Annotated in this window: 22 protein-coding genes, 1 pseudogene and 1 CRISPR repeat array; of the genes and pseudogenes, 6 read left to right on the top strand and 17 right to left on the bottom strand. The window is 72.3% G+C overall.

The features are described 5' to 3' along the window. Positions 1–115: 115 nt before the first annotated feature. The 4 genes from ABZT14_RS00395 to mshA form a co-directional block, all read right to left on the bottom strand. Positions 116–874 carry a phosphoglyceromutase gene (locus ABZT14_RS00395; RefSeq protein WP_356294663.1) on the bottom strand — a complete coding sequence of 253 codons (759 nt, stop codon included), beginning with the start codon at positions 872–874 and terminating at the stop codon, positions 116–118. Between the two features lie 83 nt (positions 875–957). Continuing rightward, positions 958–1,407 carry a GNAT family N-acetyltransferase gene (locus tag ABZT14_RS00390; RefSeq protein ID WP_356294660.1) on the bottom strand — a complete coding sequence of 150 codons (450 nt, stop codon included), beginning with the start codon at positions 1,405–1,407 and terminating at the stop codon, positions 958–960. Between the two features lie 242 nt (positions 1,408–1,649). Next, positions 1,650–2,192 (bottom strand): YbjN domain-containing protein, encoded by a 543-nt coding sequence (locus ABZT14_RS00385; protein ID WP_356294656.1) that lies wholly within the window; start codon positions 2,190–2,192, stop codon positions 1,650–1,652. Continuing rightward, positions 2,185–3,510: a D-inositol-3-phosphate glycosyltransferase gene (gene mshA / locus ABZT14_RS00380; RefSeq protein WP_356294653.1), complete on the bottom strand. Its 1,326-nt coding sequence runs from the start codon at positions 3,508–3,510 to the stop codon at positions 2,185–2,187. The genes ABZT14_RS00385 and mshA overlap by 8 nt, the downstream gene beginning before the upstream one ends. 591 nt (positions 3,511–4,101) lie before the next feature. Between mshA and ABZT14_RS00375 the strand changes: the two genes are divergently transcribed. Beyond that, positions 4,102–4,587, top strand: a complete 486-nt coding sequence (locus ABZT14_RS00375; RefSeq protein ID WP_356294650.1) for a GNAT family N-acetyltransferase — start codon at positions 4,102–4,104, stop codon at positions 4,585–4,587. Between the two features lie 56 nt (positions 4,588–4,643). On the opposite strand, the gene ABZT14_RS00370 is transcribed toward ABZT14_RS00375, so the two are convergent. Further along, positions 4,644–5,216 (bottom strand): helix-turn-helix domain-containing protein, encoded by a 573-nt coding sequence (locus ABZT14_RS00370; protein ID WP_356294647.1) that lies wholly within the window; start codon positions 5,214–5,216, stop codon positions 4,644–4,646. Positions 5,217–5,300: 84 nt separating this feature from the next. Here ABZT14_RS00370 and ABZT14_RS00365 point away from each other — a divergent pair, with 84 nt between their 5' ends. Together ABZT14_RS00365 and ABZT14_RS00360 are read left to right on the top strand one after the other, a co-directional pair. Further along, positions 5,301–6,347, top strand: a complete 1,047-nt coding sequence (locus ABZT14_RS00365; protein WP_356296953.1) for a zinc-binding dehydrogenase — start codon at positions 5,301–5,303, stop codon at positions 6,345–6,347. A gap of 116 nt (positions 6,348–6,463) precedes the next feature. Continuing rightward, positions 6,464–7,018, top strand: coding sequence for a GNAT family protein (locus tag ABZT14_RS00360; RefSeq protein WP_356294644.1), 555 nt, complete (start codon positions 6,464–6,466; stop codon positions 7,016–7,018). 222 nt (positions 7,019–7,240) lie between these two features. Next, positions 7,241–7,879: direct repeats of the CRISPR family, unit length 29 nt; unit sequence GGGACCATCCCCGCGGGTGCGGGGAGCAC. 276 nt (positions 7,880–8,155) lie between these two features. Here the strand turns inward: ABZT14_RS00360 and ABZT14_RS00355 are convergent. The 7 genes from ABZT14_RS00355 to ABZT14_RS00325 all read right to left on the bottom strand — a co-directional run bounded on the left by ABZT14_RS00355 (position 8,156) and on the right by ABZT14_RS00325 (position 14,608). Then, positions 8,156–8,788 carry a TetR/AcrR family transcriptional regulator gene (locus ABZT14_RS00355; protein WP_356296950.1) on the bottom strand — a complete coding sequence of 211 codons (633 nt, stop codon included), beginning with the start codon at positions 8,786–8,788 and terminating at the stop codon, positions 8,156–8,158. Positions 8,789–8,920: 132 nt separating this feature from the next. Beyond that, the gene (locus ABZT14_RS00350; protein WP_356294642.1) at positions 8,921–9,349 is read right to left on the bottom strand and encodes a pyridoxamine 5'-phosphate oxidase family protein; all 429 of its coding nucleotides are present in this window, start codon (positions 9,347–9,349) and stop codon (positions 8,921–8,923) included. A 144-nt stretch (positions 9,350–9,493) separates the two neighbouring features. Next, positions 9,494–10,846: a dicarboxylate/amino acid:cation symporter gene (locus tag ABZT14_RS00345; protein ID WP_356296947.1), complete on the bottom strand. Its 1,353-nt coding sequence runs from the start codon at positions 10,844–10,846 to the stop codon at positions 9,494–9,496. Positions 10,847–11,429: 583 nt separating this feature from the next. Further along, positions 11,430–11,726 carry a DUF4229 domain-containing protein gene (locus ABZT14_RS00340; protein ID WP_356294639.1) on the bottom strand — a complete coding sequence of 99 codons (297 nt, stop codon included), beginning with the start codon at positions 11,724–11,726 and terminating at the stop codon, positions 11,430–11,432. Positions 11,727–11,880: 154 nt separating this feature from the next. Further along, on the bottom strand, positions 11,881–13,047 hold the full coding sequence (mqnE, locus tag ABZT14_RS00335) for an aminofutalosine synthase MqnE (protein WP_356294636.1): 1,167 nt from the start codon (positions 13,045–13,047) through the stop codon (positions 11,881–11,883). Between the two features lie 255 nt (positions 13,048–13,302). Continuing rightward, positions 13,303–13,758: an Lrp/AsnC family transcriptional regulator gene (locus ABZT14_RS00330; protein WP_356294634.1), complete on the bottom strand. Its 456-nt coding sequence runs from the start codon at positions 13,756–13,758 to the stop codon at positions 13,303–13,305. Positions 13,759–13,873: 115 nt separating this feature from the next. Beyond that, complete coding sequence (locus tag ABZT14_RS00325; RefSeq protein WP_356296944.1) at positions 13,874–14,608, bottom strand: UbiX family flavin prenyltransferase; 735 nt, start codon at positions 14,606–14,608, stop codon at positions 13,874–13,876. 1,188 nt (positions 14,609–15,796) lie between these two features. Between ABZT14_RS00325 and ABZT14_RS00320 the strand changes: the two genes are divergently transcribed. Together ABZT14_RS00320 and ABZT14_RS00315 are read left to right on the top strand one after the other, a co-directional pair. Further along, positions 15,797–16,894, top strand: a complete 1,098-nt coding sequence (locus ABZT14_RS00320) for a hypothetical protein (RefSeq protein ID WP_356294631.1) — start codon at positions 15,797–15,799, stop codon at positions 16,892–16,894. A 236-nt stretch (positions 16,895–17,130) separates the two neighbouring features. Next, positions 17,131–17,721, top strand: coding sequence for a rhomboid family intramembrane serine protease (locus ABZT14_RS00315; RefSeq protein ID WP_356294629.1), 591 nt, complete (start codon positions 17,131–17,133; stop codon positions 17,719–17,721). Between the two features lie 224 nt (positions 17,722–17,945). Here the strand turns inward: ABZT14_RS00315 and mqnP are convergent, their stop codons facing one another. Together mqnP and ABZT14_RS00305 are read right to left on the bottom strand one after the other, a co-directional pair. Further along, positions 17,946–18,863, bottom strand: a complete 918-nt coding sequence (gene mqnP, locus ABZT14_RS00310) for a menaquinone biosynthesis prenyltransferase MqnP (protein ID WP_356294626.1) — start codon at positions 18,861–18,863, stop codon at positions 17,946–17,948. After that, positions 18,860–20,311 (bottom strand): menaquinone biosynthesis decarboxylase, encoded by a 1,452-nt coding sequence (locus ABZT14_RS00305; RefSeq protein WP_356294624.1) that lies wholly within the window; start codon positions 20,309–20,311, stop codon positions 18,860–18,862. Before ABZT14_RS00305 ends, mqnP begins: the two co-directional genes overlap by 4 nt. Positions 20,312–20,400: 89 nt before the next feature. Here ABZT14_RS00305 and ABZT14_RS00300 point away from each other — a divergent pair. Beyond that, a pseudogene (locus ABZT14_RS00300) lies at positions 20,401–20,670 on the top strand (PLD nuclease N-terminal domain-containing protein); the annotation flags it as partial. 307 nt (positions 20,671–20,977) lie between these two features. Here the strand turns inward: ABZT14_RS00300 and ABZT14_RS00295 are convergent. From ABZT14_RS00295 to ABZT14_RS00285, 3 genes are all read right to left on the bottom strand, one after another. Beyond that, positions 20,978–21,523, bottom strand: a complete 546-nt coding sequence (locus ABZT14_RS00295) for a hypothetical protein (protein ID WP_356294621.1) — start codon at positions 21,521–21,523, stop codon at positions 20,978–20,980. 243 nt (positions 21,524–21,766) lie between these two features. Further along, positions 21,767–22,873 carry a c-type cytochrome biogenesis protein CcsB gene (ccsB, locus tag ABZT14_RS00290; protein WP_356294618.1) on the bottom strand — a complete coding sequence of 369 codons (1,107 nt, stop codon included), beginning with the start codon at positions 22,871–22,873 and terminating at the stop codon, positions 21,767–21,769. Further along, complete coding sequence (locus tag ABZT14_RS00285) at positions 22,870–24,732, bottom strand: cytochrome c biogenesis protein ResB (RefSeq protein ID WP_356294615.1); 1,863 nt, start codon at positions 24,730–24,732, stop codon at positions 22,870–22,872. The genes ccsB and ABZT14_RS00285 overlap by 4 nt, the downstream gene beginning before the upstream one ends. Position 24,733 lies beyond the last annotated feature (1 nt).

Here is a 24,733-nt window from a genome sequence, read left to right as displayed (position 1 = left end):
GGGAAACCGGCGCTCGCACCGGCCGGAGTCATCCGATCGTGAGTCGACGGCTGGCACAGAGAAGCCCCTCACCCCGCCGGAAGGCGCGGGTGAGGGGCCTTCCCGGAGCTGGGGGTTACTTCTTGCCCTGGTTCTTGACCGCCTCGATGGCGGCGCTGGCCGCCTCGGGGTCGAGGTAGGTGCCGCCGGGGTTGGTGGGGCGGAAGTCGGCGTCCAGGTCGTAGCTCAGGGGGATGCCGGTGGGGATGTTGAGGCCGGTGATGTCGCTGTCGGAGATGCCGTCCAGGTGCTTGACCAGGGCGCGCAGGCTGTTGCCGTGCGCGGCGACCAGTACCGTACGGCCGGCCCGCAGGTCCGGTACGACGCTGTCGTACCAGTACGGCAGCATCCGCTGGACCACGTCCTTGAGGCACTCGGTGCGGGGGCGCAGCTCGGTGGGGATGCCGGCGTAGCGGGGGTCGTCGCTCTGGGAGTACTCGGCGCCGTCGGCCAGTTCGGGGGGCGGGGTGTCGTAGGAGCGGCGCCACTCCATGAACTGCTTCTCGCCGAACTCGGCCAGGGTCTGCGCCTTGTCCTTGCCCTGGAGGGCGCCGTAGTGGCGCTCGTTGAGCCGCCAGGAGCGGTGCACCGGGATCCAGGCGCGGTCAGCGGCGTCCAGGGCCAGGTTCGCGGTACGGATGGCGCGCTTCTGGAGGGAGGTGTGCAGCACCTCGGGCAGCAGGCCGGCGTCCTTGAGCAGCTCGCCGCCGCGTACCGCCTCCTTCTCGCCCTTCTCCGTGAGGTTGACGTCCACCCAGCCGGTGAACAGGTTCTTCGCGTTCCACTCGCTCTCGCCGTGGCGGAGCAGGATCAGCTTGTACGGTGCGTCGGCCATGTCCCCGAGCCTAGACGACCCGTTCCAGGGCCCGACGGGCCGCTCACCGGGCGGACAACGGGCCGGTCGAGGGGGTGCCGGCGCTACGCGGACCCGTCGAGGTCCAGGACCATCACCGTCTCCCCGTCGTCCACCTCACCGGTGGCCCGGAAGCCGACGGAGCCGTAGAGGTGGTCGGCGGTGGTGTTGCCGGGGACCACACTGAGCCGGACCCGTGCGAACCCCTCCTGTCGGGCGAGGTCGACCACGGCGGCCAGTCCGGCACGGCCCAGGCCTCTGCCCTGTCGCCCCTCGTCGATCATGTACCGGACCAGGTCGAGGGTGCCCGGACGCTCCGGGGCGTCGTCGAGGAGGGCGAAGCCCACGGCCGTACCGTCCTCCCACAGGCCCATGGGGCGTGCGGTCGGACGGGCCCAGGCGTCGGCGAGGGAACGGACGTTGGGGGAGACGTACCCGCGCTGGTCCTCGGCTACGTGGAGCCGCAGCACGTCCTGGTAGGTGTCGGCGGTCAGGGGGCTCAGGGTCAGGGGCATGTCGGCAAGCTAGTCGAGTCGCCGGCCGGCCGCACGGGCTTTCCCCCGTTCCCGGGTGCGCGCCCCCCCTGGTCACCGGGGTGGCCGGACGTCAGGAGCCCGGGAGGGTACGGGAGTTCGCCGGCGCCCGCGCACCGCAGGCGTGGGGGTGGTGGCGGTCACCGTCGGGCGGAGGGTGGGGTGGGGCTCATGGCGGGCCGGCGGGTACGGTCGCCGCCCGAAGTCGTCCCGTCGGCCGCTGGTCAGTGGCCGTCGGCGGGGCGGTCGGCGCCGGTGAGGTGGGCGAAGGCGTCGAGGTTGCGGGTGGACTCGCCCCGGGAGGTGCGCCAGGCGTACTCCTTGCGGATGGCGGAGGCGAAGCCCATCTCCAGCAGGGTGTTGAAGGAGCCGTCGGCCTGTTCCAGCACCGTGCCCAGCAGCCGGTCGACCTCGTCGGCGGTGACCGAGGCCAGGGGCAACCGGCCCACCAGGTAGATGTCGCCCAGCTTGTCGACCGCGTAACTCACCCCGTACAGGCGGAGGTTGCGCTCCAGCAGCCAGCGGTGGACCTCGGCGTGGTTCTCGTCGGGTCGCCGGATCACGAAGGCGTTGACGGACAGCGAGTGCCGGCCGACCCGCAGGGAGCAGGTGGTGGACAGTTTGCGGGTGCCGGGCAGTGTCACCACGAAGCCGCCCGGCTCGGGGCTTTCCCAGCTGAGGTCGGTGTCCTCGGCGGCGGACCGGAGGGCCTCCTCGATCACCGTGCGGGCGTTCTCGGCCTCCGGGGGGTGTGCTGCCTTAGCCATGGGCTGATCGTAGGGGACGACGCTCCCGCAGTACGGCGCCGTACACCTCGGCGGTGTGGGTGGCGGCCACGTCCCAGCCAAAGCGGCGGGCGTGGCGGGCGGCCTGCTGGCCCATCCGGGTCACCAACTCCTCGTTCTGGCCGGCGTCCTGGGGGGTGCCGTGGCTGGGCGGGGTGGCGAAGTGGGCGAGGGCCTGGGCGTAGTCCCCGGGGTCGTGCCCCTCGATCAGCAGTCCGCTGTGCCCGTCGCGCACGGCCACCGGCAGCCCCCCGACGGCGGCGGCCAGCACGGGGGTGCCGCAGGCCTGGGCCTCGACGGCCACCAGTCCGAAGGACTCGCTGTACGAGGGCATCACCAGTACCGAGGCCGCCCGGTACCAGTCGGCCAACTCCTCCTGCCCCACCGGGGGTTGGAACCGCACCACGTCGCTGATCCCCAGTTGGGCGGCGAGTTTCTGTAGTCCCTTGGGCCGGGCCAGCCCGCTGCCGCTGGGGCCGCCCACCACCGGCACCAGCAGCCGGGGCCGCAGTTCGGGGCGCCGTCGCAGCAGCAGCGCCACCGCCCGGAGCAGTACGTCGGGGGCCTTGAGGGGCTGTATACGGCCGGCGAACAGGGGGATCAGCGCGTCGACGGGCAGGCCCAGCCGGGCCCGGGCCGCCGCCCGGCCGTCGGCGGGGTGGAAGCGCCGCAGGTTGACCCCGGGGTGCACCACCTCGGTGCGGTCGGGGTCGGCCTCGTAGTGGTCGACCAGTTGCCGGGCCTCGCCGACGGTGTTGGCGATCAGCCGGTCGGCGGCCCGTACCACCTGGGTCTCGCCGATGACGCGGGCGGCCGGTTCGGGGCGGTCGCCCTCGGCGAGGGCGGCGTTCTTCACCTTGGCCATGGTGTGCATGGTGTGCACCAGGGGCACCCCCCAGCGTTCGGCGGCGAGCCAGCCCACATGGCCGGACAGCCAGTAGTGGGAGTGCACCAGGTCGTAGTGGTCGGGGCGGTGGTCGGCCCAGGCCGTCATCACCCCGTGGGTGAAGGCGCACAGTTGCGCCGGCAACTCCTCCTTGGCCAGTCCCTCGTACGGCCCGGCCTCCACGTGCCGCACCAGTACCCCGGGGGCCAGCTCCACGACCGAGGGCAGCCGGCCCGAGGTCGCCCGGGTGAAGATCTCCACCTCGATCCCCTGGGAGGCCAGGCGGGAGGCCAGTTCCACGATGTAGACGTTCATTCCGCCCGCGTCACCGGTACCCGGCTGATGCAGCGGAGAGGTGTGCACGCTCAGCATCGCCACTCTTCGGGGGACGCGCGGGAAGCCGGGGAACCTCACCCGGACCCCGCCGTGTGTACCGGGTACGCCGTACGTCCCGCCAGGCGCCGAGCGCGCCCACCGTTTGTCGCGCCGGGATGCCTGCCCCACGGAGCGCGCCTCCTCGTCCTCGGCCATCGGGGAGTGTTTCCTCCGCGTTGCAACAGTGGGGGCGACCACCGAATTTCCCCTTTGTCGAACTGTGACCTATACCTCTCCCACCCCGGGAAGGGCCGGCCTCGCCGGTGCCCCCGGACCGGGGGAGGCCGCCCGGGGGGCCGGGCCCCGGCCCCGCTGGTTCCGCACGAGCACCCACACCAACGGCACCCGGCGCCGGCCCACCCCCTCGCGGTACGGCTGACGGTCACCGCCCCCAGAAGGCCGGGGCCGGGGCCCCCTCTCCCACCCCGGTACGGCGCCTCGGGGGTGCCGCGCACCCACACCCGGGTCGACGCCCCACCCCCACCTCGCTGAGCCAGCCCCCTCACCCCCGACCCCCGGGAGCACCCACCCCGACCCTCGGAGCGCCCTCCCGATACGACCACTCGACCCCGGCCCGTACACCGGAAAACCCCTCGTACCCCCTCGCCCCACCCCGGTACCTTGCCGCCCGTGACAGCCACCCAGCCCCCGACGGTCCGCCCCGCCTCCAGCGCGGACGCGGCCCAACTCGCTCACGTCCACCGGATCTCCCGCGCCGTCACCATGCCGTACCTGCCGCCGCAGGTACGGGACCACCAGGAGGTCACCCGGTGGTTCGAGGAGGTCGTGCTGCCCACCTCACGGGTGTGGGTGGCGGTACGCGGCGACCAGGTGCTGGGCTACGCGGCCCTGAAGGGCGACGTGCTGGAACAGCTCTACCTGCGACCGGAGGTCCGACGACGCGGCATCGGCACCCTGCTGCTCGACGAGGTCCGACGGCACAGCCCGGGCGGCCTGTCCCTGCGGGTCTTCCAGTGGAACACCGACGCCCGCGCCTTCTACGCACACCACGGGTTCCGGTTGCTGGCCACCAGCGACGGCCACGGGCCCGAGGGCAACATGGAGCGGCTACCGGACGCCACCCTGCGGTGGCCCGGACGGGCCGGGGCCGCCTGAGGTACGCGTACCCCTGAGCCACGCCTGACCCCACGAAACCACCGGCCCCCGGGTGGTCAGCCCCGCCCCAGGGCGCCGTCGCGAATCCGTGCGGCCAGGGCCCGGGCGGCGCCCAGGGCGTCCGGCATCCCGCCCGAGGTGCCGGCCACCATCGCCCCCTCGTGGACCACCAGCAGCTGTGCCGCGGCGGCGTCCGGGTCGGCGGCTCCCCCGGCGGCCAGCTCGGCCCGGAACAGCTCCCGCAACCACGCCTTCCCCCCGGCGATCACCGCACGGGCCGGGTGGGCTCGGTCGGGCAACTCGGCGTAGGCGTTCACGAAGGCGCAGCCCCGCGAGTCGACCGGCAGCCAGGTGGTGAGCACGTCGAAGGGCGCGAGGACCCGTGCGGCCGGGTCCTCCAGGGCGGCCAGCCGCTCGGTGACCGTGTGGCGCCACCGCTCGTCCCGCTCCCGTAGGTACGCCGCGACCAGGGCGTCCTTGGAACGGAAGCGGTCGTACAGGGTGCGCTTGGTGACCCCCGACTCGGTGGCGATCAGGTCCACCCCGACCGCGTGGATGCCGCGCTCGTAGAACAGTCGGGAGGCGACGTCCAGGATTCTCCGCGCCCCCGGCGTCAGGTCGTCGGACATGTGGCCCTCCCTTTCCCTTCACAGGTCTGTACAGTCGACCCTGAGGCGACTTCACAGATCAGTATAGTGAGGCAGGTGACAGTCATGTCGACGACGATGCGCGGCTGGGTCCTCACCCGGCACGGCGGCCCGGAGGCCCTCCGGTTCGAGGAGCTTCCCGTCCCGACACCCGGCCCCGGCCGACTGCTGGTGCGGGTCACGGCCGCCGCCCTGAACAACACCGACATCTGGACCCGCACCGGCGCCTACGGCCTCCCCGGCGACCCCGAGGCCCGCGCGGGCTGGCGGGGCGCCATCGACTTCCCCCGCGTCCAGGGCGGCGACGCCGCCGGGGTGGTCGAGCGGGTGGGCCCCGGAGTCGACCCGGCCCTGGTCGGCCGCCGGGTCCTGGTGGACCCCGCCTTCTACCAGGACGACGCCCCCGAGGCCCACCCCGTGGGACTGCTCGGCAGCGAGGCCGACGGCACCTTCGCCGAGTACGTACTGGTACGGGCCGAGCGGGCCCACGACGTCCACACGTCCCCACTCACCGACGAGGAACTGGCCTGCCTCCCCGTCGCCTACGGCACCGCCACCGGAATGCTGGAGCGCGCGGCCGTCGGCGCCGGCGAGACGGTACTGGTCACCGGAGCCTCCGGCGGTGTCGGCCTCGCCCTGGTCCAACTCGCCACCGCCCGAGGGGCACGCGTCGTGGCCGTCACCTCCGCCGCGAAGGCCCAGACGGTACGGGACGCCGGCGCGGTGGCCGTCATCGACCGCGCCGGAGGAGCGGAGGCGGTGGCCCGACAGGCACCCGAGGAACTCGACGCGGTCGCCGACGTCACGGCCGGCGAACTGGTCCCCGCGCTCCTCCCCCGCCTCCGCGAGGGCGGACGGTGGGTGGTCGCGGGAGCGGTGGCCGGCCCGGTGGTCACCCTCGACCTGCGCCGGCTCTACCTGCGCAACATCGCGCTGCTCGGCTCGTCCATGCACACCCCCGCCCACTTCGCGCGGCTGGCCGAGGACGCCCGCCGGGGGCTGGTGCGCCCCGTGGTGGCGGCACGCTTCCCGTTGCCCCAACTACCCGCCGCCCAGGAGGAGTTCCTGCACCACGGCCACGCCGGCAAGATCGTCCTCGTACCGTCCACCTGACCCCCACCACGGCGGCCACCCGGTCAAGGCTCCCCACTCGGCGACGGTCCGCCCCGTGGCAGGATCACCCCCACACGGCGGCCGGACCGTGGCTCCGCCGGGACGAGAGGGGCGCCATGTACGCGATCACCCTGGGCGACGGCGCCCTCCTCCGCCCCCTGGAACCCTGGCGGGCCCAGGAGTTCCTGGACCACGTCGACCGGGGCCGGGACTTCATCGGCCGGTACATCCCACTGCCCGACGCCGTCACCGACCTGGCCTCCAGCCGCGCCTACCTCACCGCCTACGGGGAGAAGGCCCTCACCGACACGGCACGCGTCGACGGCATCTGGCTGGACGGGACCCTGGTCGGCGGGGTGCTGTTCCGCACCATGGACGTCCACCTCGGTACCGCCGAGGCCGGCTGCTGGCTGGAACCCTCAGCCGTCGGCCGGGGCCTGGCCACCCGGGCCACCCGGATCCTCATCGACTGGGCCGTGGAGGAACGCGGCATCCACCGCGTCGAGTGGCGGGTCTGCGCGGAGAACACCCCGAGCATCGCGGTCGCCCATCGCCTGGGCATGACCCGCGACGGCGTACTCCGCGAACACTTCCCCCACCGGGGCCAACGCCAGGACATCGAGGTCTGGTCCGTCCTGGCCCCCGAATGGCGCGCCCAGAAACCCACCTGACCCGCCCCCCGGTTGCCCGGTACGCCATATACGCCACGCACGCCCCGTACGGCGGCAGTCAGGGCTCGGGACTCGGGACTCGGGACTCGGGACTCGGGACTCGGGACTCGGGACTCGGGACTCGGGACTCGGGCAACAAGTGGAGCCCCACACAAGCGAGTTCGGGGCACCCCTGCGGGTACGGGAACGGCTTTCGAACATCGGCGTGCCAATTGGCACGCCGCGACCATCCCCGCAGGTGCGGGGAGCACTTAGTCGATCAACTGCTGTGCGTAGGCTGCCGGGGACCATCCCCGCGGGTGCGGGGAGCACCAGCCCAAGGTACGCACCGCGGGCCCACACGTGGGACCATCCCCGCGGGTGCGGGGAGCACTCACTCTCCATCGACCTCGGGCTCGGCGGAGCGGGACCATCCCCGCGGGTGCGGGGAGCACTCCGCCCATGGCCGCAGCCACCTCTTCGCGGTGGGACCATCCCCGCGGGCGCGGGGAGCACTCAGGCAGCTTGATCCTGTGTGTGCGCTCCACGGGACCATCCCCGCGGGTGCGGGGAGCACGAGATCGACGCGACGGCCTGTTCTCGGGTGGCGGGACCATCCCCGCGGGTGCGGGGAGCACCGTTGACCTGGGTCGTTGCGGATGTGTCGGGTGGGACCATCCCCGCGGGTGCGGGGAGCACCCGTTGACGCCCTGGGCTACGCAGTGCTCGACGGGACCATCCCCGCGGGTGCGGGGAGCACACGGCTGTGAACCACGGGGGCAGGAAGAGTGCGGGACCATCCCCACGGGTACGGGGAGCACGTCACCGCCAAGTACCAGCTGGCGAAAGGCGAGGGACCACCCCCACCATCGCGGGGAACACAGCGCGCCCCAGCAGGGCCACCCACCGCCCACCGGAACGCACCGCGTACAGCACGGGAAGTGCTGGCCCACCCTCGCGGCGCACCGTCCCTCAACGTGGAGCCGCCCCCGTACGGTGCCGAGAGCCACCGGGTGACCGTACGTCACCGTACCCGGGGCGGGCCCACGAGCTGTGGGGAAGGTGTCCACGTGCCGGGCGTGGCAGCCAGGGGCCGGCCAACCCAGCCCGGCGACCAACCTGACCGACCGACACCCGGCCCCAACTCCCCACTCCCGCTCACCCCACCTCCGTTGATCCCCGGGGTGGGGTCCAGCGGTCGCCCCGCATCAGTTTCTCCAGGCCCGGCCAGCAGAAGTTCATCAGGGTGGCCGCCGCCTCCTGGGCGGTGGGGGGCTTGCCGGAACCGGTGTGCGCGGTCGGGGAGTTGACCCAGTCGGCGAGCGACTCGGCGGCACCGACCAGGGCGTGGGCCAGGCCGGCGACGTCCCGGGGGCCGATGCGGTCGTGGTGGCCGGCCTCCTTTGCGGCCTCGACGAGTAACCCGGTGACCAGGTCGGCGAGTTCGGCACGGGTGTCGGCGACGTACCGGGCGAAGGCGCTGCCCTCGGTGACGGCCCGCTGGTGGAGCAGGGTCCAGCTGTCGGGGTGGGCGGCGGTGTGGTCGAAGAAGCCGCGCAGCCCCCGCCAGAGCCGTTCGTCGGCGGAGTGGGCCGGCTCCTCGGTGGCCGTACGCACCGCCCGAACCAGGGCGGTGGCCTCCCTCCTGACGCAGGCGGTGAACAGGTCGTCCTTGGACTTGAGGTAGAGGTACACCAGCGGCTTGGAGACCCCGGCCGCGTCGGCGATGTCGTCCATGGACGCCGCGCGGTAGCCGTGGCGCGCGAAGCCCGCCACGGCGGCGTCGAGCATCTGCCGCTCCCGCTCGGCCCTGGGCAACCGCTTCACCGCTCTGACCGCCACATTCGCCCCTCCCACTGGTCGGACCACGACAGGGTACGTGCGGGGGTGGGCGGCCCGGGGCGGTGAGGTGACCGCCCCGGGTCAGACGGCGCCCAGGTCGGAGCTGACCCAGCGTTGGGGGCGCAGCACCCAGATCGACTGCTCGCCGTGGTCCCGCCAGGCGAAGTCGACGTACCCCTCGACCTTCTCGGCCGGGAGGTACCGGGCGGCCAGCTCGCGCAGTTCGGCCCGGGTGGCCGGACGGGTCTCGACCACCGGGCCCTCCACCGACACGTAGCGGATGGTGGGTTCCAGCCGTTCGACCATGAGGCTGAACCGGCCGGCGGCGGTGATCAGTCGGCCCTTGCGCGAGCTGGGCCCGGTCATGATCCACACGTCGCCGCCCGGCTCGTACTGGTACCAGAGGGGCACGGTCAGCGGTGCCCGGTCGGGCTGGCCGCTGTCCACCGACAGGGCGGCGATGTGGGGTTCGGCGAGGAAGCTCTCACGCTGCTCACGGGTCAGGGCCATGGCGTGCTCTCTCCTTCTCTGCGGGCGTCTACGGCGTCTGCGGCGGTCGGGGTGGCGGCGGACACCCGACCGCCTGCCGCCACCCTGGCACCCGCCACTGACAGTCGCCGCCCGAACCGGCGTACGGGCGAACCGGCCGCCCGATCAGGCGGTCGCCGGCTCCGGGCCACCGCCGGAGCGCCGGCCGCCCGCCCTGTCCGGGGCCTCCTCCACGGGGCCGGAGCCGTCCAGGTCGTCCAGGTCGAAGCCGCGGGCCCGGGCGAAGGCGTCCCGGTCCAGGATGTCCTCACGTGCCGCGACCAGTACCGGAACCACGGCCTGCCCGGCGACGTTGGTGGCGGTGCGGATCATGTCCAGGATGGGGTCGATGGCCAGCAGCAGCCCCACGCCCTCCAGTGGGAGGCCGAGGGTGGACAGGGTGAGGGTGAGCATCACGGTCGCGCCGGTGAGGCCGGCGGTGGCCGCCGAGCCGACCACCGAGACGAAGGCGATCAACAGGTAGTCGCCTAGGCCCAGTTGGAGGCCGAAGACCTCGGCGATGAAGATCGCGGCCAGCGCCGGGTAGATGGCCGCGCAGCCGTCCATCTTGGTGGTCGAGCCGAAGGGCACCGCGAAGGAGGTGTAGTCGCGGGGTACGCCGAGGCGTTCGGTGACCTTCTGGGTGAGCGGCATGGTGCCGACCGAGCTGCGCGAGACGAACCCCAGCTGGATGGCCGGCCAGGCACCCTGGAAGAACCGCAGGGGGTTGACCTTGGCGACGGTGGCCAGCAGCAGGGGGTAGACGCCGAAGAGCACCAGCAGGCAGCCGACGTACACGTCGACCGTGAAGGTGGCGTACTGGCTGAGCAGGTTCCATCCGTACTCCCGGATGGCGTTGCCGATCAGCCCGAGGGTGCCCAGCGGGGCCAGGCGGATCACCCACCACAGGGCCTTCTGGAGCAGGGCGAGTACGGACTCGCCCAGGGTCAGCAGGGGTTCGGCCCGGTCGCCCAGCTGGAGTGCGGCGACCCCGGTCACGACGGCCAGGAACACGATCTGCAACACCTGGAGTTCGGTGAACGGGGTGACCACGTCGGTGGGCACGATGCCGGTCAGGAAGTCCAGCCAGCCGCCCGAACTCTCCGGCTTGGCCCCGTCGGCGGCGCTCAGTCCGGTACCGGAACCGGGGTGGGTGAGCAGCCCCACGGCCAGCCCGATGGCCACCGCGATCAGCGAGGTGACCATGAACCACAACAGGGTCCGGCCCGCCAGTCGGGCCGCGTTGGACACCTTCCGCAGGTTGGTGACGGAGATGACGATGGCGAAGAACACCAGGGGCGCCACCGCCAGTTTGAGCAGTTGGACGAAGATCTCGCCGATCTTGGCGAGGGTGGTGGCCAGCCAGGACACGTCCCAGTGACGGGCGGCCCAGCCGAGCAGTACGCCGAGGACGAGCCCCAGCAGGATCTGCGCCCAGAAGGGGATCCGGGGCAGCGAGGGGGTGCGCTGCGGGGGTATCGCCCCGTGGGACGAGGAGGAGGGGGACGGTGAGGAGGACACGGGCACTCTCCGGTGAGGTGTACGGGGTGTAGGGCGTCGAGCGGGCGGCCGTCGGATCGACGACGTGCCGTGGGGGCGCGGCGTTCTCGGGGCCGGCGCGTACGGGCGCACGGGACCTCACGGGGCCGCGAGCGGGCCCGTGTTGACGTCACCCGTTCCGGGGCGAGGTGGCGGACCCGACACCTCGGGGCGAGGGCGGGTCGGCGTGAGGGAGCCGGGGACCGGGGTGTGCCGCGTACGCGCGTACGGGAGGCCGAGGGCGCTCAGCGCGTGGGACGACGGCGACAGCCGGTGGACGGACAGCGGCAGAGGTCCACGTACAGCCGCGCCACCAGGCGCTGGTGCAGCGCCTCGGGGGTGGGTACGGCGGTGGTCACGGGTGGCCTCACGTCGGGGACGGCTGGTCGTCCGCACCCGTGCGCCGGCCCCGGGGGGCGCGGCGTTCGGTCGGACGTCCATCCCCAACACCCGTACCGGTCAGGGGCATTCCCCGTTCCGCGCGACCGGGGGTGTGATGGGGACGACAGTGGGAGGGGGCCGGTCAGGCGCCCGCCTCGTCGTCCTCCTGGCTGCGGTTGGCCGCCAGCCGTTCCTTGGCCCGGTCGATCCGGGGGGCCACCTCCCGCGCCATGTCGTCCCGTTGCCGGCGCAGCAGGACGAAGCTGATCGGGGCGGACAGCACCAGGGCCAGCAGCACCACCCACAGCGGGTTGGACTTGCCCAGCCCGGCGGGCAGCACACCGAGGGCGGCCAGCACGGACACCAGGAGGAGGCATCCGACGAAGACGCCCAGGCGCATCAGGGTGTAGCGGACCGTCGCGTTGGAGATACCGCTCACGGCGTCGCTCCTCCTTCGTGTTCTCCCGGGGCACAACGCGGCCCTCGGCGGGCGCCGTTGTGCCCCGGCCTCAGCTGGTTCGGTGAGTACGGCGGGTACGGGGGTACGGGCGGTTCGTGCTCGTACGGGCAGGGCCCGTACGAGCCTTACCGGCTCACAGCCGCATGGGCTGGGGTGCCTCGCGCCGGTCGGGGTCGGGGCCCGGGTACTCCCGGATGACCTCGTAGCGGGTGTTGCGCTCCACCGGCCGGAAGCCGGCGTCCCGGATGAGGTCGAGCAGGTCCTCGCGGGTCAGCTTGTCCGGGGTGCCGAAGGAGTCGGCGTCGTGGGTGATCTTGTACTCCACGACCGAGCCGTCCATGTCGTCCGCCCCGTGCTGGAGGGCGAGTTGGGCGGTCTGCACGCCGTGCATCACCCAGAACACCTTGACGTGGGGCACGTTGTCGAACAGCAGCCGGGACACGGCGAAGGTGCGCAGCGCCTCGGCTCCGCTGGCCATGGTGGTGCGGGCTTGGAGCCGGTTGCGGACCTTGCCGTCCTTCATGTCGACGAAGTCGTGCTGGTAGCGCAGGGGGATGAAGACCTGGAACCCGCCGGTCTCGTCCTGGAGTTCGCGCAGCCGCAGCACGTGGTCCACCCGGTGGTGGCGCTCCTCGATGTGCCCGTACAGCATGGTGCAGGGGGTCTTGATGCCCTTGGAGTGCGCCAGCCGGTGGATGCGGGACCAGTCCTCCCAGTGGGTGTCGTGGTCCACGATGTGCTGCCGCACCTCCCAGTCGAAGATCTCGGCGCCGCCGCCGGTCAGCGACTCCAGTCCGGCGTCGATCAGCTCGTCCAGGATGTCGCTGGCGTCCATCCCCGAGATGGTCTCGAAGTGGTGGATCTCGGTGGCGGTGAACGCCTTGAGGGCGACGGTGTCCGGCAGCGCCTCCTTGAGGGCGCTGAGCGAACGCGGGTAGTAGCGCCACGGCAGGGTGGGGTGGAGGCCGTTGACGATGTGCAGCTCGGTGAGGTTGTCCGCCTCCATCGCCTTGGCGAGCTTGACGGCCTCCTCGATGCGCATGGTGTACGCGTCCATCTCGCCGGGCTTGCGCTGGAAGGAGCAGTACGCGCAGGAGGCGGTGCACACGTTGGTCATGTTGAGGTGGCGGTTGATGTTGAAGTGCACCACGTCGCCGTTCTTGCGGGTGCGCACCTCGTGCGCCAGGCCGCCGAGCCAGGCCAGGTCGTCGCACTCGTACAGTGCCAGGCCGTCCTCGCGACTGAGCCGTTCACCGGCCGCTACCTTCTGCTCCAGCTCGCGCTTCAACCCAGCGTCCATGGACGACGCCCTCCTTGCCTCGCGGTACGGGTCCCGGCGGTTCCGCCTCCCGTCCGGTGCCCCGCGCGGCGGGGCGGGCCGACGGCGACGGCACACGCGGTTTGAGCCTACTCCCCGGTCCCACGCGCCAGAACCCGAGGCCACCCGGGCCCGACTTCCGTCCGCCCCGGGCCCGACGGCGGCGGGTGCGCACCCGGCGGAACTGGCGGAACTGGCGGAAGGGGTACGTGGTCGCGGCTCCGGTACGGCCTTCGGTCAGATCTCCTCGGGCAGTTCGCCCACCCTGTTCTCCCACTTGGTGGACAGCACCATGGTGGTACGGGTACGGGAGACGCCCTTGGTGCCGGACAGCCGCCGGACCGTACGTTCCAGCCCGTCCACCCCGATCGCCCGGACCTTCAGCATGAACGAGTCGTCGCCGGCGATGAACCAGCAGTCCTCGATCTCGCTCAGGTCCCGCAGCCGGTCGGCGACCTCGTCGTGGTCGACCGAGTCGGTCAGCTGGATACCGATCAGGGCGGACACCGGGAGGCCCAGCGAGGCGGCGTCCACGGTGGCGCGGTAGCCGGTGATCACGCCGGCGTCCTCCAGCCGGCCGATGCGGTCGGTCACGCTGGGGCCGGACAGCCCGACCAGTCGGCCGAGTTCCGCGTAGGAGGCTCTGCCGTTCTCCCGCAGTGCCTGGATCAGTTGCCGGTCCACCGCGTCCATGACTGTCGCCGCCTCCTTCGTCCGTAAGCACCCGGGTTCTGTGTGCCCGTTCCGTCGAGCCCGTCCACCTCAGGGGAACGAGGACCTCACGAATCGTTGGCGCACGGACACGAATCTAAGGCATGTCGTTCCTCGCGCCATGGCCACCCGTGCCTTCAACCGCCTGGACGCCTGCGGTTCCCCGGTTCCGCGCCCCGCCGATCTCCCCCTCCCAGCGCCGGTACAGACCGTGCTCCACCTCGGCCGCGTCCAGCACCCGACCAGCGACGAAGTCGACCAGGTCCTGGATGTGGCGGGCACCCGCGTAGAAGGCCGGCGAGGCGGGCAACACCACGGCGCCCAACTCGTCGAGGGTGACCAGGTGCCGGAGCGTCTGACCGTTCAACGGGGTCTCCCGTACCACGACGACCAGCGCGCGCCGTTCCTTCAGGGTGACGCTGGCCGCCCGCTGGAGCAGGTCCTTGGAGAGGCCGAGGGCGACCCCCGCGACCCCGGCCGTGCTGGCCGGCACGATCAGCATCCCCTTGGTGCGGTACGAACCCGAGCTGGGCCCGGCGGCGAGGTCGCCGGCCGCCCAGTGCCGTACCCCCTCGACCGCGTCGCCGACCTCGAAGGTGTCCGGCCGGCCGTCGGCCCCCTGGGACAACCAGCGGCGCAGGTCCTCGGGGGCGTGGGCGTCACGGAAGGGATGGCCGGTCTCGTCCAGCAGGGTCAGCCGGGCGGCCCGGCTGACGATCAGGTCGACCTGTTCCCCGGCGTCCAACAGGGCGCGGATCACGGCGGCGGCGTACGGGGTGCCGGAGGCGCCGGAGACCCCGACCACCCAGGGCCGGCGCGTGGTGGAGGCGATCACCCAGCCGACCCTACTCGTCTGGTCCGGCCCCTCCCACAGCGCGCGCCGTCCGGTGTACGTCCGGTGTCTCTCCCCTCCCGTCCACTCCCGGCCGCGCCCACCCCGGGTCGCCGCGCCCGTCCCGCGACGCGGGGCCCATCCGCCCCTGTCGGTGGTACCGGGGCCACTCCCCGTCGTGCGGTGCCGTGGGGGCGCCGTGCGGGCACCGTCTACGCGGACGACCAGGGACGAGGGCCGGCCCGCCTCCCCCGGCCCACCCCCGGGCCAGCCCCGGGTCACGGTGACAGCGACCACCTACCGCACCACCGGGGCGCCGTCTACGCGGGTGACCAGGGACGAGGGCCGGCCCCCCTTCACCGGGGCCCACCTCCGGGTCACGGTGACGGCGACCGCCCACCGCACCACCGGGGCGCCGTCTACGCGGGTGACCAGGGGCAACGCCCACCCAGCACTCCCGGGTCACGGCGGCCACTGACTCCCGCCATTCCGTGGGGCAATCCATCCCCTGCCCGTGCGGGCGCCGTCTACGCGGGCGACCAGGGACGAGGGCCGGCCCCCCCGGGCCAGCCCCGGGTCAGCCCCGGGTCACGGCGACCGCAGTTTGAGGCGGCGACCACTCATTGCCCCCCGTGCGGACACCGTCCACGCGGGCGAACAGCGACGATGGCCGGCCCCCACCCCCGGGCCAGCCCCGGGTCACGGTGACGGCGACCGCCCACCGCACCACCGGCGCGCCGTCCACGCGGGACGACCAGGAACAACGCCCACCCAGCACCCCCGGGTCACGGCGGCCACCGCCCCCACCGGCACCGCCCGCCGTCCGGCACCGCGACCACTCTCCGCCCCGCACCGTCTACGCGCGCCACCTGGGACAACGCCCACCCGCGCCGTCCACGCGGGCGCCGTACCGGGAGGGGCCCCGGGAACGGGGGCCGGCCGGAGGGGCGGAAGCGGCGCGGCGACGGGGGTGGTCGGCGCGGAGTGGGCGACCGAGTGTGATGCCATGGGGAGGTGTCCACACTGACCCCCGCCGATCCGTCGGGCTCCGCACACGGTTCACTTCCCGACCGGCGTCCCCGCCCGGGTAGGACGCTGGCGCGCCGTCTGCCGGGTGTGCCCGCCGGTACGACGACGCCCGCCCCCGTCGTACGGGGTGCCCGGCGTACCCCGGGCCCTCCCCGGTGGATGCGGCCGGCCGCCGCCCTGTGCGGGATGACCCTGTTGGGCTCCCTGGCCGCCTGTGAGACACCCGAGCCCACCGAGCACCACGGCTCGACCCAGAAGGCCTGGGAACTGCTCACCATGAAGCAGACCGCCTCCGCCACGGTGACCGTGGACGCCAGCGCCGCCGAGACACTGCGGTACCTGCGCCAACACCGGCCGGCGAACCGGGAGACGACCCACCTGGCGAAGTTGCTGTCCAAGGCCGAACTGTCGGTGTCGGTACGGGCCACCAAGCCGCTCAAGGACCTGCGGGACAAGGACCCGGTGGCCACCGCCGCCGCCGTCAACTTCGGCGGGAGCGACGTGTGGGCGGTGAAGTCCATCATGGACCGCACCTATCTGCGGGTCGGCCTGACCGCCCTGGCCCGGCAGGCCGGCCGGGACGCCGACGACCGTAAGCGGGCCCGCGAACTGGTCGCCACCGGACAGCGGTTGCCCTCTTCCCTGCACGCCGCCAAGGACGCCCTCGGCGGCCAGTGGGTACGTATCCAGCCCACCGCCTTCGCCACCTTCGTCAAGGCCAGCCGCGCCCTCCCCAAACTGGGCGGCCCGATGGAGCCGAAGGACCGGCAACAGGTGGGCCGGACCCTGGAGTTGGCCGCCCAGGCCCTGCGGGCGCCGCGCCAACGCCAGGCGCTACGCGGTCTGGAGAAGCTGCTGCGCCAGCACGCCGAGGTCTCCGAGGCGCGGGGCGAGGGCGAGGTACGGCACCGCACCCTGACCGTGCCGGCCGGGCCCGCCGCCAAGGCGCTGCCCGGAATGGTGCGGCCCCTCGGGCTGGACCTGGACGCCGACCGCGTACGCCAGGCGGAGGGAGGGCGGGTGACCGCCCGGCTGGAGATCCGTCGAGGGCAACTGTCCGGCCTACGGCTGGACCTGGGCCAGTTCGAGCGGGGCTCCGAGCGGGTGGGCCTGCCCCTGCGCATCGACCTCGCGAGCGGCTCGGCGGTGACCACCATGGCCCCCGAGGGCGCCCGGCTCCTGGAGCCCCAGGACCTGGTGGTCGCCGCCCTCTACGAGCGGGGCAAGCTCGGCCCGGACCGCAAGCGCGCCCGCTGAGGGTTCCGCGTCCGGGCCTCCCCGTGCCCGGCCGGCCGGGATGTTCGGCGTACCGGGCAGGTCATGCCTGTTGGGCCGCTCGTCGGTGCCCCGTCGGGGCCCGGTGCGGAGATCGACACGGAGATCGACGCGGGGAACTTCGATCAGGGGGGCGGCGTTGCCCAAACAGAGGGCCGAACGGGAGACTTGTGCCGTTCTGGAGGGGGCAGGGGTTGCTGCCCGGCACGGGAGGTGCGATGGCTTACGCGTCGAAGACGAAGGCCGCGGCCGGGTTGATGCTGATGTGGATCGGCCTGCTGTGGTTCCTCGAAATCCTGGACCAGGCCTCGGGCAACGCCCTGGACGGTTACGGCATCGAGCCCCGCAGGCTGAGTGAGCTGTTCGACGTGGTTCCGGCCGCCTTCATCCACTTCGGCTTCGGTCATCTGATGGGCAACACGGTGCCGCTGCTGGTCCTGGGGTTCCTCGCGGCCCTGCGCGGGGTGGGCCGGTTCATCCAGGTGGCGTTCACCATCATCCTGGTGAGCGGCCTCGGGGTGTGGTTGATCGCCCCGGAGAACAGCAACACGGCCGGCGCCTCGGGAGTGGTGTTCGGCCTCTTCGGTTACCTGCTGATACGGGGCTTCGTCGACCGCCGGCTCTCCGACATCGCCATCGGGGTGCTGGTCGCGGTGTTCTACGGTTCCATCCTGTGGGGCGTGCTGCCCACCCAGGCCGGGGTGTCCTGGCAGGCCCATCTGTTCGGTCTGATCGGCGGTGTGATCGCCGCGTTCACCACCTCCGTCAGCCGCCGTGAGATACGGACGGCGCCCACGACGGGTTACTGAGACCCGGAAGAACCGCCGGAGACCCCGAAGAACCCAGAAGAAACCCAGAAGAAGGGGCCGGCCCCGCGTTCGGTGGCCGGCCCCGGGCACGGCTTCCGGGGAACCGCACCCCGGAAGCCGTCACGGCGGGCAGCGCCCGGACACCAGGACCCCGTAACCCCAGGACCCCGTAGCCCGCGATCCGGGCCCCGGAAGGCCCGGCCCGGGGCGGCCCGGGGGCGACCTCAGGGGCGCAGGCCCCGGGCGACCAGGTCGGCCAGGGCGAACACGAACAGGCTGATCCCGATGACCCCGTTGACCGTGAAGAAGGCCCGGTTCAGCCGGGAGAGGTCGTCGGGGCGGACGATGGCGTGCTCGTAGACGAAGGTCGCCACCACGGCCACCAGCCCGATCCACCACAGTGGACCGGCCCCCACCAGCACCCCGTACCAGACCAGCAGGGCGGTGGTGACGACATGGGTGACCCGCGCCGCGTGCAGCGAGGCGGGGACCCCGAAGCGGGCCGGCACCGAGCGCACCCCCTGCTGGCGGTCGGTCTCCACGTCCTGGCAGGCGTAGATCAGGTCGAAGCCGCCGATCCAGACGCCCACGGCCAGCCCCAGTACCACCGCCTCCCAGGACCAGGAACCGGTCACCGCCAGCCAGGCGCCGATCGGTCCGATGGCCTGGGCCAGCCCCAGGATGGCGTGCGGGTAGTCGGTGAAGCGCTTGCCGTACGGATAGGTGACCATCGGCACCACCGCCAGCGGTGACAGCGCCAGGCACAGGGGGTTGAGCAGGGCGCAGGCGGCGAGGAAGACCGCCAGGGCCACCAGCGCACCGGTCCAGGCGGTCCGTACCGACACCGAGCCGGTGACCAACTCCCGTGTCGCGGTACGGGGGTTACGCGCGTCAATCTCGCGGTCGATGATCCGGTTGGCGGCCATGGCGAAGGTACGCAGGGCCACCATGGCGACCGTCACCAGCAGCAGCTCCCACCAGTGGACCGACTCGCTCCGCTGGAACATCGCGGTGAGCGCGGCGATGTACGCGAAGGGCAGGGCGAAGACCGAGTGCTCGATCATCACCAGGCGGAGGAAGGCCCGGGCCCTGGACCCCACCCCGCCGCTGTCCTCCGCCGAGCCGACCCGCTGGGTGGTCACAGTCCGTACTCCTTCCAGCGGCGGGTCACCGTGGCGGCCGTCTCGGGGTCGGACTCGACCATCCTGGGCCAGCCCCCGTCCCGTACGTAGCCCTCCTCGGGCCACTTGGCGGTGGCGTCGATCCCCGCCTTGCCGCCCCAGAACTGCTGGTAGGAGGCGTGGTCCAGGTGGTCCACCGGGCCCTCGACGACGGTGAGGTCACGGGCGTAGTCGGTGTTGCCGAAGGCGCGCCAGGAGACCTCGTGCAGGTTGTGGACGTCGCAGTCGGAGTCGACGACCACGATCAGCTTGGTCAGCGACATCATGTGGGCGCCCCAGATGGCGTGCATCACCTTCTGGGCGTGCTTGGGGAACTTCTTGTCGATGGAGACGATGGCGCAGTTGTGGAAGCCGCCGGACTCCGGCAGGTGGTAGTCCACGATCTCCGGGATGATCACCTTCAGCAGCGGCAGGAAGAACCGCTCGGTGGCGCGCCCCAGCGGACCGTCCTCGGTGGGCGGCCGGCCCACCACGATGGACTGGAGCAGCGGGCGCTTGCGCATGGTGACGCAGTCGATGGTGAGCGCCGGGAAGTCCTCCTGCGGGGTGTAGAAGCCGGTGTGGTCGCCGAACGGGCCCTCCGGGCGGGTCTCCCCCGGGGTGAGCCAGCCCTCCAGTACCACCTCGGCCCGTGCCGGGACCTGGAGCGGCACGGTCTGGCAGTCGACCATCTCCACCCGCTTCCCGGCGATGAAGCCGGCGAACAGGTACTCGTCGATGTCCCCGGGCAGCGGGGCGGTGGAGGCGTAGGTCACGGCCGGGGGGCAGCCGAAGGCGATGGCGACCGGCAGCCGCTCTCCCCTGCGCGCCGCGACCTGGTAGTGGTTGCGGCTGTCCTTGTGGATCTGCCAGTGCATACCGATGGTGCGCCGGTCGTGCCGTTGCAACCGGTACAGGCCCAGGTTGCGGACTCCGCTCTCCGGGTCCTTCGTATGGGTGAGCCCCAGGTTGAAGAAGGATCCGCCGTCCTCGGGCCAGGTGAACAGGGCCGGCAGCTGGTCCAGGTCGACGTCGTCACCCCGGAGGACCACCTGCTGCACCGGGGCGTCCTTGACCTTCCTCGGCGGCACGTGGGCCATCGTGCCCAGCTTGCCGAACGCCTCCCTCATGCCCACGAACCCCTGCGGCAGTTCGGGCTTGAGCAGTCCGCCGATGCGGTCGCTGATCTCCTGGTACGAGGAGAGGCCCAGGGACTTCAACAGCCGGCGGTCGGTGCCGAACACGTTCATGGCCAGCGGCATCGAGGCGCCCTTGACGTCCTCGAACAACAGGGCCGGACCGCCGGCCTTGTTGACCCGGTCGACGATCTCGCCCACTTCCAGATAGGGGTCCACTTCGGCCTTGACGCGCTTGAGGTCGCCGTCGCGTTCCAACGCCCTCAGCAGCGCACGGAGATCGTCGTATGCCATGCGTGCCAGTATCCGTCACCGACTACGCTGGCCCTATCACCGGGGCCGTGCTCCCGGCCCATCCCGCGAACCTCAGGGGGATCCGCCTCATGCTCCGGGTGCTGCTCGTACTGGTACCGCTCGCCCTCACCATCTACGCGTTCATCGACTGCCTGAACACCAAAGAGGACGAGGTCAAGCACCTGCCCAAGGTGGTCTGGGTCATCATCATCCTGCTGGCCTGGGTGGTCGGTCCGATCGGCTGGATCGTCGCCGGTCGGGAGAAGACCGGCGGCCCGTACGGGCTGACCAAGCCGGAGAGCCGACGCTGGGTGGCGCCCGACGACAACCCCGAGTTCCTCAACTCCCTGAAGCCCCAGGGCGACCGCCCGGGCGACCCCGACCAGGCCCCGGACGGCGACCAGGGCAGCGACCACGGGAACGATCGGGGGAACGACCACCGGGGCGGTTCCGACACCCCGGGCGGCGCCTCCGGCAAGGGCGGGGCCGAGGGTGGTTCCGGGTCAGAGGCGGAGGACGGCCATACGCGGGGGCGCCGCTCCGAGGAGGACGCCCGCAGCGACGAGGGCGAGTCCGGCCCGGGCGACAAGCGCGGCTGAGGCCCGGGGGGTTCCGGCCCCCCCGTACGTCGGGCCGGGTGGCGTGACCACCGGGCCGGGCGGCGGCTCAGCGGGGCGCGGGCTCACCGTCGCGACGGGTGTACTCCGCCAGCAGTTCCTCCAGGCGCTCGGCCGACCACCGGGGTGTCCGCCCGGACAGGGCCTGGTCGAGGTGTTCGAGGTGGAGGTGCCAGCGGGCCAGCCACCCCAGCCGCTGCCGGTCGTCCCCGGTGACCGTGTCCCAGAACCGCAGCCGGGTCCCGCCACCGGTACGGGGCGACTCGGCGTCCAGGACGAAGCGGACGCAGCCCAGGGTGTCCAGGGTGTACTCCACGGTCCTCGGCTCGCCCCAGGCGGTGATCCGCCCGGGGATCACCGGGGGTGTCCGTACGGGGAAGTCGGCGGCCTCCGAGTGCAGCGGCTGCCAGCCGACCGCACCCCCGGGGCCGGGCTCGAAGGGGTTGGCGTGGGCGAGCCAGAGGCCCAGCCCCTCGGCGCTGGCGACGGCGCTCCATACCCGGTCCGGCGGGTGGGACAGCCGTAGCTCGTGGTGGAGGATGTGCGCCTCCCCACGGCTGAGGGAGCCGCCGTAGGGGGTGGTGGTGGCGGTCATGCCTCCAGGCTGGCGCACCTCGGGCCGGCCCGCGAGGGCTGGCCACATGGTGGGCGCCGGGGGAGCTACGGGTGCCGCCCGACCTCGCCGACCGGACCACCTCGGCATCCTGGGCGTACTCGGTGGGCGGACGGGAGCCGTGGACGTCGTCGAGCCGGGGGGACGGCGCCGCCGCCCGGGCGGGAGGCCACGGGCGGCGGCGAGGAGTACGCGTCCGGTTCCGGGCCGGGGGCCCGGTCGGGGTCAGGTGCCCGAGTAGGAGTGCTTGCTGTCCACGAAGATGTTGACCCCGTAGTAGTTGAACAGGAAGCAGCCGAAGGCGACCAGTGCCAGGTAGGCGGCCTTGCGGCCCTTCCACCCGGCGGTGGCGCGGGCGTGCAGGTAGGTGGCGTAGCCGACCCAGGTGATGAAGGACCACACCTCCTTGGGGTCCCAGCCCCAGTAGCGGCCCCAGGCGGCCTCGGCCCAGATGGCCCCGGCGATGATGGTGAAGGTCCACAGGGGGAAGACCAGCGCGTTGACCCGGTAGGCGAACTTGTCGAGGGTGGCGGCGGCCGGCAGCCGGTCCATGATGGAGGCGTTCAGCGCCGAGACCTTGTGGCCCTCCACACGGCGGGCCTCGTAGCGGTCCCGCAGCAGGAAGAACAGCGAACCGACCGCGCCCAGGTAGAACACCGCGCCGCAGATGATCGCGCAGGAGACGTGGATCCACAGCCAGTAGGAGTCCAGGGCGGGCACCAGCTGGTCGCTGGCGGTGTAGAGCACCGTGACCGCCAGGCCGAGGTCCAGCAGCACGGTGGTGACCAGGGGCAGGCCCAGCCAGCGGATGTTCTTCCCGGCCGCCAGGAACCCCAGGTAGGCGGCGACGGCCACCATGGAGAAGGTGGTGGAGAACTCGTACATGTTGCCCCAGGGGGCGCGCTGCACCGACAGGGCGCGGGTGAGCACCCCGCCGGCGTGCAGCAGGAAGGCGAGGGTGGTCAGCGAGACCGCGACCCGGCCGTACAGGTCGCCCTTCTCGCTGCCCCCGGCCGCGCCCGGCCCGTCCGGTACGTCGGGGCGGCTGCCGGCGCTGGAGCGGGTGACCACGGTGGGCCGCTCGATGACCTCGGTGCCCCCGCCCTTGCGTACCGTCACCGCAGGGCCGTCCGGGGCCGTCCGCTCCTGGTCGGCTCCGGTGACCTGGTCGACGGTGAGCGCGGCGGCGGTGCGGCCGACCTTGCTGCGGGTGCCGAGCACCCACTCCGCCAGGTGCGCGACGAAGGCCAGGGTGTAGACGGCCATGGCCGAGTAGACCAGGTAGTTGCTGGTCTCGGCGAGGTTCTCGTTGACTGCGGCTGCGATGTTCACCGGCGGGCTCCCTCACCCTGGGTGGGCTTGTCCTGTGTGTCGTCGGTTTCCGCTGGGTCCTGTGGGGTGGCCTCCTCGGAGGTACCGCCCTCCGTGCCGTTCCGGTCGCCGTCCGAGTCGCCGTCCGAGTCGCTGCTCCTGGAGGTGTCCTTGGAGGTGCCCTCGGTGGTGTCCTCGGAGGTGTCGGACGGAGCCGGCACCAGGGGCGCCCGCTCGGCCAACCGCTGGGCGAGGTCGCCGAGTTCCTCCGGCAGCCGGGTGGACTCGCTGCGCCCCAGTCCGGCCATCTCCACCAGGGTGCGGCCGTCCTCGGTGGTACGGGCCCGTACCCACACCCGGCGCCGCTGGATGAACAGCGAGGCCGCGAGCCCGATGACGGCAGCCACCGCGCCGCCCAGGGCCCAGCCCTTGCCGGGCTGTTGGGAGATCTGGAAGCTGGCCCACTTCTTGTAGCCCTCGAACTTCAGCGTGCCGGCGCCGTTCGGCAGCTTCATGGTGCCGCCGGGGGCGATCTGCTTGGCCAGGGGCTTGCCGCCCTTGGCCTTGAACTGCTTCAGGTTCTTGGTGTCCAGCTGGTACACGTTCTGCGGGGACCCGGCGTTCAGCCCCAGGTCGCCCCGGTAGGCGGTGAGGAACAGCACCGGGTTACGGGCGGTCGGGGACTGGGAGAACATGGTGCCGGTGTTGGGCGCGAAGTCCGGTACGAAGAAGCCCTGGAAGCCCAGTTGGTCCTTGAAGCCCTTGGCGTTGCGGTAGTCGGTGACCTTGATGACCCCGCTGGAGGTCTGGTTGTTGTCCTGGGGGATGAACGGCACCGGCCCCCGGTAGGCCACGTCACCCTGGCCGTCGGTGACCCGCACGATCGGGGCGAAGCCCCGGGACAGCAGGTAGACCTTGGTGTCCCCCACCTGCAACGGGTGGTTGACCTCGATGGGCGCCCGGTGCTCCTTGCCGTCCGAGTCCGTCCAGTAGCTGACGTCGGCGCGGAAGGTACGGGCGGTGCCCTTGGAGGGGCCGCTCTCCTCGAAGGTGGCCGTGAACTTGTCCAGGCGGAACCCGAAGTGGTCCAGGTCCTCGGGGTCGTACAGCGAACCTGACTTGAAGTCGTCGTACTGGGTGAGGGTGTTGGAGAAGCCGTCGCCCTGGACGATCAGCTTGCCGCCCTCGGACTTCCACAGCTGGCCGGCCGCGAAGGCCAGCAGCATCACGATCAGGGCGACGTGGAACGCCAGGTTGCCGGCCTCCCGCAGGTACCCCTTCTCCGCGGCCACCGAGTCCGACCCGGGCTCCACCCGGAACCGCCGGCCCCTCAGCAGGGTGCGGGCCTGTTCCAGCACCCGCTCGGGCGGGGCGTCGGTGTGCCAGCTGGTGGACGCCGGCATCCGGTCCAGTCGCCGGGGCGCCTTCGGCGGCCGGCCCCGCAGTTGGCCCACGAACTGCCAGCTGCGGGGCACGATGCAGCCGGCCAGCGAGACGAACAGCAGGATGTAGATGGCGGAGAACCACACCGAGCCGTAGACGTCGAAGAGTTGGAGCTTCTCGTACAGCGGGGTCAGGGTCTCGTGCCGCTTCTGGAAGTCCTCGACCTTGACCACGTCGACCTGGTTCTGCGGCACCAGCGAACCCGGTACGGCGGCCAGCGACAGCAGGAACAGCAGGATCAGCGCCACCCGCATCGAGGTCAGCTGCCGCCAGAACCAGCGGGCCCAGCCCAGCGGCCCCAACGAGGGCACCCGCAGCCGGTCCTCGCCCGGCGCGGTCGACAGCTGCGCGCCGGCCGTCTCCTCCTCGGACCGGGCCTGCTCGCCCGGGTCCGTACGGTCGACGCCGGTGTCCCGACCGGTGTCGGTGTCGCTCATC

Source organism: Streptomyces sp. NPDC005438 (assembly GCF_040606315.1).
Lineage (GTDB): Bacteria > Actinomycetota > Actinomycetes > Streptomycetales > Streptomycetaceae > Streptomyces.
This window is presented reverse-complemented; position numbering and strand designations above follow the sequence as displayed.